9 protein-coding genes are annotated in these 14,537 nt (G+C 44.1%); 4 read left to right on the top strand and 5 right to left on the bottom strand.

Annotated elements, in window-relative coordinates:
- Positions 1–1,200, top strand: a complete 1,200-nt coding sequence (locus MKY24_RS09535; protein WP_339201864.1) for an MFS transporter — start codon at positions 1–3, stop codon at positions 1,198–1,200.
- 92 nt (positions 1,201–1,292) lie between these two features.
- On the opposite strand, the gene MKY24_RS09530 is transcribed toward MKY24_RS09535, so the two are convergent.
- Both MKY24_RS09530 and MKY24_RS09525 read right to left on the bottom strand, forming a co-directional pair.
- Positions 1,293–2,603, bottom strand: a complete 1,311-nt coding sequence (locus MKY24_RS09530) for an MFS transporter (RefSeq protein ID WP_053325206.1) — start codon at positions 2,601–2,603, stop codon at positions 1,293–1,295.
- Between the two features lie 90 nt (positions 2,604–2,693).
- Positions 2,694–4,412, bottom strand: a complete 1,719-nt coding sequence (locus tag MKY24_RS09525) for a HAMP domain-containing methyl-accepting chemotaxis protein (protein ID WP_053325205.1) — start codon at positions 4,410–4,412, stop codon at positions 2,694–2,696.
- A gap of 270 nt (positions 4,413–4,682) precedes the next feature.
- Between MKY24_RS09525 and MKY24_RS09520 the strand changes: the two genes are divergently transcribed.
- Positions 4,683–5,642 (top strand): serine hydrolase, encoded by a 960-nt coding sequence (locus MKY24_RS09520; RefSeq protein ID WP_053325204.1) that lies wholly within the window; start codon positions 4,683–4,685, stop codon positions 5,640–5,642.
- A 137-nt stretch (positions 5,643–5,779) separates the two neighbouring features.
- On the opposite strand, the gene yicI is transcribed toward MKY24_RS09520, so the two are convergent.
- Positions 5,780–8,104: an alpha-xylosidase gene (yicI, locus tag MKY24_RS09515; protein WP_316243557.1), complete on the bottom strand. Its 2,325-nt coding sequence runs from the start codon at positions 8,102–8,104 to the stop codon at positions 5,780–5,782.
- Between the two features lie 181 nt (positions 8,105–8,285).
- Here yicI and MKY24_RS09510 point away from each other — a divergent pair, with 181 nt between their 5' ends.
- Entirely contained in the window at positions 8,286–9,206 is a 921-nt protein-coding gene (locus MKY24_RS09510; RefSeq protein ID WP_028542770.1) for an AraC family transcriptional regulator, read from the top strand.
- A gap of 15 nt (positions 9,207–9,221) precedes the next feature.
- On the opposite strand, the gene brnQ is transcribed toward MKY24_RS09510, so the two are convergent.
- The gene (brnQ, locus tag MKY24_RS09505) at positions 9,222–10,580 is read right to left on the bottom strand and encodes a branched-chain amino acid transport system II carrier protein (protein ID WP_023988110.1); all 1,359 of its coding nucleotides are present in this window, start codon (positions 10,578–10,580) and stop codon (positions 9,222–9,224) included.
- Positions 10,581–11,453: 873 nt separating this feature from the next.
- Between brnQ and MKY24_RS09500 the strand changes: the two genes are divergently transcribed.
- The gene (locus MKY24_RS09500) at positions 11,454–12,728 is read left to right on the top strand and encodes an oligosaccharide MFS transporter (protein WP_034095014.1); all 1,275 of its coding nucleotides are present in this window, start codon (positions 11,454–11,456) and stop codon (positions 12,726–12,728) included.
- A 96-nt stretch (positions 12,729–12,824) separates the two neighbouring features.
- Here MKY24_RS09500 and MKY24_RS09495 read toward each other — a convergent pair whose 3' ends face one another.
- Positions 12,825–14,528 (bottom strand): methyl-accepting chemotaxis protein, encoded by a 1,704-nt coding sequence (locus MKY24_RS09495; protein ID WP_034095013.1) that lies wholly within the window; start codon positions 14,526–14,528, stop codon positions 12,825–12,827.
- Positions 14,529–14,537 lie beyond the last annotated feature (9 nt).

Here is a 14,537-nt window from a genome sequence, read left to right as displayed (position 1 = left end):
ATGCAACAAAGCAAGCTACCTCTTTGGACCAAGGAATTTATTGTTCTTACGGTTTCCAATTTATTTTTGTTTTTGGAATTACAGATGATTCTATCCTCTATTCCTTCTTATGTGAAAAATACATTCCACGCTAGTTCCGTTCAGGTTAGTCTCGTTACCACTTTATTTGCTTTAAGTGCGATTGCGGCACGGCTCTTTTCCGCCCGTATGCTGGAAAAAGGGCATCGCAGCACTCTGATCTTCGTGGGGCTGCTGTTTGCATTGGCAGGAACGCTGGGGTACAGTGTTTCGCCGACGATTACAGTGCTTCTGCTCATGCGGATGTTATTCGGGATCGGCTTCGGTATGAGCAGTACGGCTTTTCCAACGATGGCCTCTGACGTCATCCCGTCCAAGCGCCTTGGTGAAGGAATGGGTTTCTTTAGTCTGTCCACCAGTCTAGCGATGTCGATTGGGCCAACCATCGGCATTTCGATGCTGCAATACGGGAGTTTTAACCTGCTTGCCTATACGACAGCAGCCGTAATTGTTGTGATATTCCCTTTGGCTCACTGGCTCATTCGTACACTACCCAAAGGGCACATCGAACCACCTATGGTTCCTTTGGAAGAAGGGCGAAAACCGGCATTTAACCGTAAATTGTGGGTTCCCGCCTTGTTAAACATGCTGATGTCTATCACATATGGTGGGCTACTCGGCTTTATGGCGCTTTACGGGGATGAAGCAAATCTGGCGCACCCGGCCTACTTTTTCCTGTTTAATGCGGTATCCGTGCTAATCGTGCGTCCCTTCTCAGGCCGTATTTATGACAAAAAAGGAGCAAAAGCACTGCTCATCCCCGGCTCCCTCTTTTTAATTGGCGGTCTGCTCCTGCTTTCCTACGCGCACAGTGATGATTTCATGTATGTGTCGGCTCTTTGCTACGGTATCGGATTTGGTGTGATGCAGCCAACCCTGCAAACCTGGATGATTCAGATTGTATCTCCTAAACAAAGAGGCATGGCAAATGGTATGTTTCTCAATTCCCTCGATTTCGGGGTTGCAGCCGGTGCGCTTATACTTGGCATTATTGCCAAAGCAAGTGATTATGCGTGGATGTACCGCCTTTCCTCGCTGTTTATTGTACTGTTTTTGCTGATCTATGTTATACAAATCATCGCAAGCCGTAAGCCTAAATCGCATGTTTCTCTCAATGGGTAAAGCTATTGTTTTCAAATACATTTAGTTTATAACTGCTTATAATCAAAAGCACCCGTTGCCATGGTTGTGTGGACAACGGGTGCTTTTTCATTTTATTTCGCAGGAGTTTTGTGTCTTAGCTTGGGAGAAAGAGGCTTTTCTCGGGACAAGCCTGTCAGCTCCTCATTTACACTCATACGGTCACTGGATTTGTCATCTGTTGGTTCATCCTGCTTGGGTTTGACCGCAAACAGCATCAGCAGAGCTGCAATGCCTCCCACTGCGGCCATCACGCCAAAGAGCAGACCATGTCCACTGTGACCCAGCAGCAAGGAAACAACCGGAGGGCCTAGCGATACCCCGACAAAGCGCATGCTGCTGTACAACGAAGTAATGGTTCCGCGCTCCTCTTTTTCAATTCCCTTCGTAATCAGGGCATCCAAACAAGGCAGTGCGAGCCCAATTCCGCCGCCCCCTAACGTAAACAGTCCAATCACCGCATAAATATGTTGAAAAAATCCGAGAATGGCAAAGCTGATCGTCAATATGGTCAAACCGCTAAAACCAATCCATTTCATGCGCTTTTTGTGTTTGCCGATAATCTTGCCTCCTACATAAGAGCACAGACAGAGGGAAATAAGCGGAATGGCCAGCACAAAACCTTTCCAGACCCCACGGAGGTTGTAACGACTTTCTAGTATGTCGGATAAGTAGAACAAGACTCCAAAAATGACAAACATACAAATGCCGCCCATAGCGAAAATAGCATAGAGCCAGCGTCCTTTTTCGGCAAGCACCCGCTTCACATTTCCCACAAACTCTCGAAACATAATCGGTTGGTTCTTACGCTTGGGCACATGGATCAGCCAAAGCACCAAAATGAGTGAAATCAGACAGAGTCCTGGAATTACTGCCAATGGCAAAAACCATAGAACTGCTCCCAACGCGGCACCGAGGATCGGACTTAACACTTTACCGAATGTGTTGTAGGTCTCGACGACGCCCAGGTTCTTGCTGGCCTCATCCTCGTTTTCGTACAAATCACCTACAAGCGGAATGACTATAGGAAAAGCCCCTGCCGCTCCCGCACCCTGAAGTAGACGGCCTCCAATAATGGTCCAGTATGCTGCCGAATCGTGAAGCAGCCATGCTCCCGCCGCAGAAATCCCCCCTCCAATCACAGTCAGAATCAGACAGGGAACAATTACCGCCTTACGGCCAAATCGGTCGGAGAGATAGCCCGCAATCGGTATCAGTAAAATGGCCACTACCGCATATACTGTAATCAACATGCTAATCCGAAAAGAGCTTACATGTAGCTTACGTCCGATTTCCGGTAAAACAGGAATCAGCATGGAATTACCCAGCGTCATCATCAGCGGGATGGAACCTAACGCAAGCAGATTCCCTTTATTTTGTTGCATCCCGTTACCACCTTTGCAAAAGTAATAACACAGCTGTTCTGATTCGTTCAACAGATGTTATTGTGTTTACATTGGTGGGGATTTATGCGGTTACACTTTAAATCCACCGACCCTTGCATTCAGCAGTTGCGACATATCCGCCAGTGTATGAATAGATGATGCAATTTCCTCCATAGAAGCCAGCTGCTCTTCAGCTGCCGCACTGACGCTCTGGGTTCCCCCTGCCGACTGCTCTGCTACTTCACGTATGCGTTCCACCGCTTCCACCATTCGCTCGGAACCGCCGGACATCTGTTCTACAGACCGATTTACACTGTGAATCTGTTCGCTGACCAGTTGAATGGAACCTCCAATCTGACGAAATGCAGTTTCTGCGGATTGCATAACCTTTACGCCAGACTGCACTTCAACCGTCCCTGTCTGCATACTGGAAGCCACATTTCCAACATGCTCCTGAATATTTTGCACAAATTGTGTGATTTCTGCTGCTGAAACCGATACCTGCTCGGCCAATCTTCTTACCTCAGAGGCTACAACTGCAAATCCTTTGCCCTGCTCTCCGGCTCTTGCCGCTTCAATCGACGCGTTGAGCGCCAGCATTCCTGTCTGTTTGGCTATCCCGGTAATAACAGCTCCGATCATGCCAATCTGTTCGGCCTGTTCACTAAGTGAACGTACAGCACGTGCAGAGCTGTCTACACTTTCGCTTACCTTCTCCATCTGAAGCATAGCCTGACCTATAGATTGTTCTCCTGCTTCTGCATCTTTAGCGGCTGTATCAGACAACTCATACACCTGCTGGCTCGTAGCTGCAATATGTTCCAGTTCGTGGGCTAGCTCTTTTACGGTATCTGTAGTTTGTGTAATATCATCGACCTGATGCTCCATACCAGCCGCTAGCTCTTCCATTACACCGGAAGTATGACGATTGGCCTGATTCATTTCCTCTGTACTTACGCTAACCCGCTCTGCGGTTACGGTTAATGTACGCGCCGTATCCTGAGCATCCACTATAATACTGCGGAACCCCTCAATAAGCTTGTTGTAGGAGCTTGCAATCATACCGATTTCGTCTTTGGACGTAATATCCAGTCGGCTACGCAAATCTCCCCCACCTTCAGACATTTCCAACAGCTGCTCATTCATATGGTGTAATGGACGAATTGAACGAATCAAAACGATGGATTGAACAATACTGTAAATGATAACTAGAAGTCCTACAATACTCGTAATCAAGGATGTATTCGTCATCGTTTGGTGCGCTTGCTGTACTTTCACCGTTACCATATCTTCTTGAGCTTTGACAAAGGCTACTACCTTGGTATCAAGTTGCTTACGCAACACCCGTTCGTTTTCAAAATCATCGAGCAAATCAGAAAATGGCGGGAAAGCATCGTCTCTTGTACTCTGATACCCCGCTGTAGTCAGTAAACGATGAACTTGATTCATGTAAGTATTAATCCCCGTCTTGAGATCAGTCATTTTTTTCTTAGAATCCTCATTACCTGTATTAAGCAGAGCTTCTGTCTCCTGTAGCAACTTTGCAACTTCACTTTGCTTGTTTCCGATCTCTCGCCCGTACTGTTCATCACGAGTTAGCAAATATGCCCGCTCATCATTAGATATGCCGTTTAACAAAAATTGAAGAGACTTCGAGTTATACGCAATAGCCTCTTCACGATTCATAATATCCTTGTACTCATTCTCACTATGTACGCTTAAAATGTAATTGGTCAGCAGCATAGCTGCAATCACACTCGGAATCAGTATCGCGCTAAGAATCATTTTGGCCTTAATTGTTAAATTCATGAATCGGTCCCCCAGTTATTTCTGAATAAAATGTCCAACTTACTATATATCGTTTTATTCGATTGTTTTTTTGAATGAAACAGAAAAAGTGTATAGATTTTTAAATATACTTGTGTCTATTCAGTGAACATATATATCTTTTTTAATATCAAAGAACAAAAAAATTCAAAATTAGTAAATGAACTGTTTTCAGTTTGTACTCTTCGAATTTCGGACTATTAAAATGATATACTATGTATTGCTATGCCATAAGCCTCAAGGAGGATCTGCATGAAAAGTCTGGAACTCAAACCGCTTATTCACGTGCTTAACGAATTGGAAACCCGCAGCTGCCTTATTGAGCAGCAGGGTAACATGATCATGAATTACTATCGTGAACCTCAAATTGCTAATGAACTCTATAAAATAAATTCCTGTACCAAAAGCGTGATTTCCGCATTAGTTAGTATCGCTATGGACCAGCAACGGGGACCGAAACCGGAGACGCCGATCCTCGAATTCTTTCCCCAGTTGGCCACAGATAGTGATTCTCGTAAGCGTGATATTACGATTGAACATCTGCTGACGATGTCCGCAGGCTTTAACTGGACGGAATTTGGCGGACAAAATTCTTTTCCTACCATGAGCAAAACGTCAGACTGGGTGCAATTTGTGCTTTCACAGCCATTATCGGATGTGCCAGGTACGCGAATGGAATACAGTTCTGGCTGTTCTCAACTTTTGGCCACCATACTACGTAATGTTTCTGGACAAACAGTTGCTGAATTTGCCGAGCAGCAATTATTCCAACCGCTCAGTATCGAAAGCTATCATTGGGAAACCGATCCTCAGGGTACTCATACGGGTGGATTCGGACTGCATCTCAGGCCGATGGACATGCTCAAATTCGGGCGGCTTTATCTGAACCAAGGAGGCTGGGAAGGACGGCACATCATCCAAACAGAGACAGTCCGATATTCAACCCGTCCGTTTCTTCCTGCTGCCAAACCACAAAAGGCATTTTACGGCTGGCACTGGTGGACTTCTTCCTTTTCAGATGAAACAGAGATAGGAACTGAAACAGACTATTTTTACGCTCTCGGCTTTGGTGGGCAATATATTGTTGTCGTCCCGTCGTATGACATGGTTGTTGTCGTTACCGCTGATAGATTTAAAAAGAAAAGGACTCCTGTAGATATTTTCCGGCAGTATATTGTACCGCTGCTACTCCAGCAGAATAAATGGGAATAAATACCAAAGCTAAAAGTTGCAACTGGTCTCTATCAAAAATCTGCATCAAAAAAGGCTTGCCTATTGGATCAGGCAAGCCCTTTTTTGCATATAATCGCTACATTATGACATACTTCATCCACTTTCTAGCGCCTTACCTAGCCCAAGTGAATAGTAAGCTCTTGCTGTCCGCTGGAAGCTGGTGTAATGGTTACACCCTGTTCTCCCGACTGGCTACTGCCTTCCTCCACTTGAACAGCCTCGTGGATACCGCGCAGGACTATCGACCATGGTTTAACAGCACCTTCTGCCTTCACCGTAATGACAGAATTCTTGCGGCTAGCAGTAACCGTTAGCTCTTCTTCACCTGACGTATTCACGATAATCGTTCGAGCCTGTTGCCCCTCACCAAGTTCAAACAAATGAAGCGCCACTTGATCAGCATAATCATAATCCGGACGACTGTTCTCATGACCGATTGCCAAAAGTGTGTTCGGCTTCACGAGCACAGGCAAAGTTGTAAAATCATGATGCTCGTTAACCCAACGACCACCTAACACGCTCTCATTCGTAAGTAAATTTGTCCACTTACCCTCTGGTACATAATACTGCACATTGCCTTCTTTATTAAAGATCGGGGCTACCAAAATGGAATCCCCCAGCATGTATTGCAGATCCAGCGTTGCACAGGTTGGGTCCTGCGGGAATTCCAATACCATAGCCCGCATCATCGGCAGTCCCTTTTCTGAGGATTCCACAGCAGAAGGATACAGGTATGGCATTAGCGAGCATTTGAGTTTTGTAAAACTGCGCACCACGTCGACTGATTCTTCATCAAACAGCCAGGGCACGCGATAGGATTCGTTTCCGTGCAGACGGCTATGAGAGGACAGAAGCCCGAATTGTACCCACCGTTTGTACACGTCCGGCGCAGCCGTTAACTCAAAGCCGCTAATATCATGGCTCCAGAAGCCGAAGCCGCTCAAACCAAGCGACAAACCGCCTCGCAAGGATTCCGCCATCGACTCATACGTCGACGAGCAGTCTCCGCCCCAGTGAACCGGGAACTGTTGCCCCCCGGCTGTAGCGGAACGCGCAAATAACGCGGCTTCATTTTTACCCAGCTTTTCCTCCAGCACATCAAATACAGCCTTGTTGTACAAATGCGTATAATAATTATGCATCTTCATTGGATCAGAGCCGTCATGATATACCACATGGGTAGGGATGCGCTCGCCAAAATCAGTTTTAAAGCAATCCACCCCCTGATCTACCAACACCTTGAGCTTATCCTGGTACCAGGCGACTGCAGCCGGATTCGTGAAGTCAACCAGCCCCATCCCCGCCTGCCACATATCCCATTGCCACACGCTGCCATCGGCGGTTTTGACCAGATAACCATTCTCCATACCTTCATCGAACAAAATGGATTTTTCCGCAATATACGGATTGATCCATGCACAAATTTTGAGACCCTTTGCCTTCAATCTCTGCAGCATGCCTTCCGGGTCCGGGAACATGTCTTGATCCCACTGGAAATCGCACCATTGGTATTCCTTCATCCAGAAGCAGTCAAAATGGAATACCGAGAGTGGCAGATCCCGCTCAGCCATCCCGTCGACAAAATGGTTCACTGTCGCTTCATCATAATCTGTTGTGAACGAAGTGGTCAGCCACAAACCAAAGGTCCAGGCTGGTGGTAATGCAGGCTTACCCGTCAGCTTGGTGTAATTGTCCAGTACTTCTTTAGGGTTAGCTCCACCAATAATAAAATACTCTAACGATTCGCCGGAGACGCTAAACTGAACCTTTGATACATTTTCCGATGCAATCTCATAGGATACCTTTTCTGGATGGTTGACGAACACACCATACCCTTTATTAGATAGATAGAATGGAATGTTTTTATATGCCTGCTCACTGCTAGTCCCGCCATCTTCATTCCAGATATCAACTACCTGGCCATTTTTTACGAATGGAGTGAAACGCTCTCCAAGTCCGTATACGTACTCACCGATGCCCAGCTCCAGCTGTTCCCGGAAAAAAGGCTGATCCTGCGGGTCTGTAATATAGCCTGGTCCCCGATGTCCGCTGCCTGTGACTTTGCGATCCTCGACATAAAAGCCTACATCCCAGCTCTTCCCACGGCCGACTCGCACACTCAGATCGCCGCTTTTCAGTACCGCTACGTCCTCATCCACCGTAATGTCTACCTCTGTTGGCAAGGTGTGAATTTCAAAATTCGGTCCCTGATGCACCCGTCCCTTATGGTGGTTCAGACGCACCTGAATGACATTCGGCATAGGCGAGCTGTAGGTCGCTTTCAGCAACGCTCCGTTCAGCGTATCTCCTTTATGCTCGATCCGGTGGGTGGCTGCATATACCGTCATGGAAGCATCGTCCGTCACAATATCACGGATTTCAGCAGGATTTTGTATTTCATAGCCCTTGCGAACCATCCAATAGCCATCAGTAAATTTCATCTGTTTCTTCCTCCGCTTCAATCTTTATTTTCTTAATCCCAAATCGCTTGTTGGATTTTTTCGAAATCCTTACTATAATAATATTGATTTATGTAAGGGTTTACTTCTTTTATTTTGACGTATTGTATCAATATTTTGATGTTTTATATATAAATCAGTTTGCGGAAAAGGAGTCATAGAAATGCAAAGAGAAATGTTGCGGGAAAATCGAATTCACGGCAATCCCATGTATCCGGTCAGCGTATATCCGAGCGTAGAGCAGCTAAATGGAAATAGTGTACTGGAGTCCCATTGGCATGAGGAGATGGAGTTTATCGTAGTGGAACAGGGGAGCGCCATATTTCAGACGGATATGGTCTATACGGAGGTGAACGAAGGTGAAGCTCTTTTTGTCAACAGCGGCGAGCTTCACGCAGGTTATTTACAAAAAAGCGCTCGTTGCGTATTTTCTGCGGTGGTGTTTCACCCCGACATGCTGCACAGCCGCACGCAGGATACGGTGCAAACGCAGTTTATTGACCCATTTATCAGTAAAAAGCTTGTCCCTCCCCCTCACATTCGTGGCGTGCAGCCCTGGGAGCAAGAGGTGCTGGCTGCATTGCGACACATTATCACCAGCCATGAGCAGAATGCGCCTGCCCGTGAACTGGCGACCAAGGCGCAGCTCTATAGCATGATCGCCTGTCTGTACCCACACATGACCCCCGCTAACGGAGAGGATGTGATTATGGCAGGGCAACGCAATAAAGTTGAACGGATCAAAAAAGCGCTGGTGTATATTAACAGTCATGCTCATGAGCCTATACGTTTACGGGAGATCGCAGATGAGATTGGAATGAGTGAGGGGCATTTTTGCCGTTTTTTTAAGCAGATGGTTCAGAAAAGCCCGGTAGAATATATTAACTATCATCGGATTCAAAAGGCTTGCAGGTTGCTGGAGCAAAGTGATCGCAAAGTGGTTGATATTGCGCTGGATGTTGGTTTTGACAATCTAAGCTATTTTATTGCGACCTTTAAAAAATGGAACGGCCTGACCCCTTCGCAGTACCGTAAGCAGCACGAAGCAGATCAGGCGCTTGCTGTCCCTTATATAACAGACTAATATGCATAGGATAAATCATTTATTTTTTTTGGGCTTCATAAGTACTAAAATTATTTTTCTTCCTCTTAACTTAGTAAATATGTAGCCAGCTACGCCTCCTAAAACAGAGGGAATTAACCACCCTAACCCTACATTATATAATGGAAGAAGATGAGTGAAAAAATCATTAATTACATTAATTTTTATTCCAGCAGCATTCAAGCCATCAAATAAACTAATGATAAAAGTTAATATCAAACTGCCTTGATATACTTCTGACCTTCCTTTAAATACGGGATGTAAAAAAGTTAAAAATATCAGAGAAATAGCAATAGGATATATTGCCATTAATACTGGCGTTGAAACCTTAATGAGCTGAGTTAAACCTATGTTAGCTACAAGGGTACTAAATATAGATAACATGAGAGCAACTCTTTTATAAGAGACTTTTGGAAATAATCCATGAAAAAAGGAAGAGCAGGAAGTGATAAGCCCCACACTTGTCGTTAAACACGCTACTGTAATCATTAAGCCTAATAGAATAGAACCATAAGATCCAAAATAATAGGAGGAAACCTTAGCTAACACCTCAGCCCCATTTCCTAAAACACCCAATTTTTCAACGCTAGAAGCTCCCATGTATGAAAGAGACGTATAGATAAAAGCTAAGAGTATAACCGCAATTGCTATCGCTTTGGCACAAATGATCATCAACTCTTTTTTGGAAGTAACTCCTCTATCCTTAATTGCATTCACAATGATAATTCCAAAAATAAAGGCTACAAGAGCGTCCAATGTTAAATAACCCTCTTGAAAGCCTTTGAAAAAGACATTCGATGTATAACCCTCCGCAGGTTCTTGGAACTTTCCTATTGGGTGAATAATAGCTACAATCACAAGTAATCCAATGAATGTCAATTTAATGGGTGTTAAAAACTTTCCGATTACATCAATAATTTTTGTAGGATTAAGTGATAACAAACATGCAACTGCAAAAAAAAGGATAGTAAATACAAAAAGTGCGACAGGATGATCTGCATTGTTTGAAAAAAAAGGTTTTACTCCAATTTCAAATGACACACTACCGGTTCTAGGAATTGCATATAAAGGCCCGATGGCTAGATAAAGAATAGTTGTAAAGACAATGCCGAATACAGGATGTACACGACTCGCTAAAGTTTGCAAATTGCTTTTGCCCGAAAAAACAAAGGCTGTGACGGCTAGTAATGGTAAGCCAACTCCAGTAACCAAGAAACCTGCATTGGCTATCCATACATTCTTTCCAGCCATTTGCCCAAGCATAGGTGGAAAGATTAGATTCCCTGCACCAAAAAATAAGGCAAATAGCATTGATCCTATAATGATAATAAAGGACGAAGAAACACTTTTCGACATAATAAATCCTCCAACTACGAATTCACAACATTTTGTTTTTATTCGTTTTCTCTTTAATTTGTATAATATATGTTAATAGGGACGTAGCCCATGTTGCATCCAAAGAACGGTATCTGATTGCCTAGAGTATGTAATCTGGTGCTTTTCACAAATAATGCTCAGTTCGATCTAAATGCCATCACCAATCAGGGACAGCCATCCGCTCCCCCCTTCTGACTAGTGTAGGGTGATAACCTGTGCCTTTAGGGTGAGTGGGTTTCGTCTTAACTCGTCGTTACACAATACTCTATATACGATCACTGTTTCAAGTAACTTTGTACTTGCAAAATGAATCACTTCATCCCCTTGCTTTTACAATTATGATGCTACCCTATGTTTCTCCTCCTACTTAGTGAGCTTAATGAACTATAAGGGAATTTTACACTTAGGACTTATTTCTTACAAGACGTAGATGTAGTTACACACACCTGGTAGGTCTCGTAAAAGTTTTTAATTAGTTCAAACACCCATGTAACAGCATATTCTCATGTTACCGTCATATCGCTTACATCAAGAGCTGCCTGGTTGCTTTTGGATAAAGAAAGTGAGTTAACTCTCAAGCGTTCGCTATGTTAGATTTCTTTAAAATCATACGCATTCTTCATCTCTGTTCGAAAGAGTAATACATAATCTGTTTTGTATATTTTACCATATTTAATCCATATCAGGATCGGCTGTTTTATTCGAATTATCAACTGATTGTAATAAGCACAGGAAATCTTGGGAAAATGCCCTATGGAAGCATCTGAATAATCCTTACAATTAATAGTACAGACAATGCATACTGACGTTGTATACAATTTGAGCCGCTACAATTTAAAGGGGTGCTTAAACATGATGAATTTGGCAAAACGCAACTATTGGTCTTTGAGTATTTTTAACTTCGCTTATCTGTTTACATGGTCTGCCGCCATGTCTTTTTTTGTCATTTGGCTGGGACAAAGCCTGGGAATTTCACAAACCTACACGGGATTTCTATACGCGGCTAATTCAATCGTCGCCTTGATCATGCAGCCCCTGTTCGGTTACTTATCTGACAAGCTGGGCTTGAGAAAACATCTGCTGTACATACTCTTTACAATCCTTTTGCTCGTCGGACCCTTTTTTATCTATGTGTACGGTCCATTGCTTCAAACGCAGTTCGTCATTGGTGCCATTGTTGGTGCGCTATTTATCGGCCTGGTGTTTAATGCAGGTAACGGTGTCGTCGATTCGTATATGGACAAAGTTTCGCGTAAATATGGCTTTGAATACGGACGGGTTCGTATGTGGGGTTCGCTCGGATGGGCGGCGGCTACTTTTGTTGCTGGACGGGTCATCAATATCAATGTAAATCTGACCTTCTGGATCGCCTCGGTATCTGCCATTGTTGCCATGATCTGCATCTTCCTGACCAAAGTCGAAATTTCCGGACAGGAGCAGCAGAAAACAGAATCGTTGAAGCTAATTGATGTACTGCATCTCGTACGTACCAAAAAGTTCTGGTTTCTTATGCTATTCATGGTTGGCGTGACCCAAATTTATGAGGTATATGACCAACAGTTTGCCACATACTTCGTATCGCAGTTCAGTTCCAAAGCGGAAGGAAATCAATTCCTTGGCGATTTGAGCGCTGTGCAAGTTTTCCTGGAATTTGTGTTCCTTTTCGTTACCCCTTGGTTTGTAAACAAAACGACCGCCAAATGGGCATTAATTATTGCCGGGTCGATTATGTCTTTGCGTATTATCGGCTCTTCGTTGCCATTCGGTTCCATATGGGTCGCTGCAATGAAGATGATTCACTCCCTGGAGAAACCGCTTATTCTGGTAGCCATCTTCAAATATATTACCGTTAACTTTGACCAGCGCCTGTCCTCCACCATGTACCTGCTGTATTTGTTTATGGGCTCCCTGGTGGTTTCCATTTTCTCGCCCATTGTGGGGCATATGTATGAAGTATTAAATTTCCCGATTACCTATGTAATTCTGGGTTCCATTGCAGGCCTGTTCACCATCATATCCTGCTTTACACTGACAGCAGACAAGAAGAATGGGGAACGGTATCTGGAGGAACGTCGTAAACAAGATTTGAAAAGAGCAAACAAAAAAGCTGAAGCAGTTCATTCGTAATCTAATGGTTTGAGCTTAACAGAACAGCGGCAGTCTAGGACTTGTTTTTCTCGTCCAAGGCTGCCGCTCTTAACTCCAGTTAATTTGAAGCTTATTTTAAATCTTGAATACCGACACCGTTTGATTCATCTCTTCCGCCCGCTTGGCAAGCATGTTAGCACCTGCAGACACTTCCTGCATGGAAGCGGTAGTTTCCTCGACCACGCTTGCGACTGTTTGAGTAGAATCGGCTGCACGTTCGGAGATTTCAGCAATTTTTCTCATAGATTCCACCATAGAAACGGTTCCTTCATTTACAGATCTTGCTTCTACAGCCGCAGTGTCCACCTCACCGCTCACTTCTTCAACGGCACCTACAATCTCAGAAAAGACGTTACCGACACCTTCGACAAGCATCATACCTTCATTTAGAGATTGAACACCTTCGTTCATTGAAAGCACGACTTCGTTTGTTCTTAAGGTAATTTCGTTGACCAGAGAAGAGATCTTGCCTGTTGCTTCACTTGCTTGTGCCGACAAATTGCGTACTTCAAAAGCAACAACCGCAAACCCTTTTCCCTGCTCTCCCGCTCTTGCAGCTTCTATACTCGCATTTAGTGAAAGCAAGTTGGTTCGGGCTGCTATATCACTGATCATAGCTGTGATCTGTTTAATCTCCGCCGACTTTTCGCCTAGAATATTTACCACTTCAGCGGATTGAGTTACCTTGGTATGCACATCTCTTATTTGGGAGACAGTCGAAGACATTCGGGTTTTCCCGTTGTTTGCTTTTTCTTGTGCTTGGGTTGTGAGATTAGCCACATGAACAAAGCGATTGGTTATGTTGTCTACACTTTTAGAAACGTCTACCGTGTAATTCAGCGTTTCAGCTATATCTGCAAGCTGTGTCTGAGATCCCTCTGCGACTTGAGTGGCACTTATAGCTATCTGCTCGGTAGCGATGCTTGTCTGTTCCGCACTGGCCGTTAACTGTTCAGCCGTAGAGGCAACCAGTAAGGAATTATCCACAACTTCCTTTAAAAGGTTGCGCAGTGAATCGCACATTTCATTAAAATCGGATGCCAGTTCCCCGACCTCATCTTTTGATCGGATACTAAGGGGTTCCACTTGCAGGTTCCCCCTCGTTACCAGCTTTATCTGTTCCGCTATCTTTAATATGGGCTTAGTGAACGATTGAGCCAGTAAAAAAGAACCAATGATTCCAAGTATCGTACATATGATCGTCAGAGAAATCATTAAAATTCTACCTGAATGGTAAGATTGACTCGATTGATTAGCGGCATCAGTAGCGTACTGCTCATTAAGTAGCTTCAGTTTATTTACATCGTCTAATGCTGCCTTATAAATAGAAGAATTTCCATGAATGATCATGTAGGCCATCACTTTGTCGTTTTCTTCCATGGCAGCGGAAACCACTTTGAGATGGCGAAGATACATTGCCCACTGACCATAAAAGTTGGTGAACAGTTCTTTTTCCTCTGCCGTAGAGGCTAAACTTTGATATTCATTTACACTCTTATCCATTGAAGCAGTAGCTTTGGTTAGTTCTTCTTGATAAGTGCTGCGAACAGCCGCATCCTCTTCAAGTATCAATCGAACGGTGAGTCTATCGATTTCTGTAATCTGCTTATCCATACCCTGAAGAAGAATAACCGCGGGTAAAGACCTGTTATTTACCTTGTCAGAAGCCTCTCCCATTTCCGACATCTTAATGACGCCTATAACACTTGAAAGGGAAAGTACGATAACCAGTATGAGCGCTGCACTAATTATTTTTTTCTTTAACGTTAATTTAAACATCTTTATCTT

Source organism: Paenibacillus sp. FSL P2-0322 (assembly GCF_037975315.1).
Taxonomy (GTDB): Bacteria; Bacillota; Bacilli; order Paenibacillales; family Paenibacillaceae; genus Paenibacillus; species Paenibacillus polymyxa_B.
Note: the sequence above shows the minus strand (reverse complement) of the source record. Positions and strands in the feature narration are given on the sequence as shown.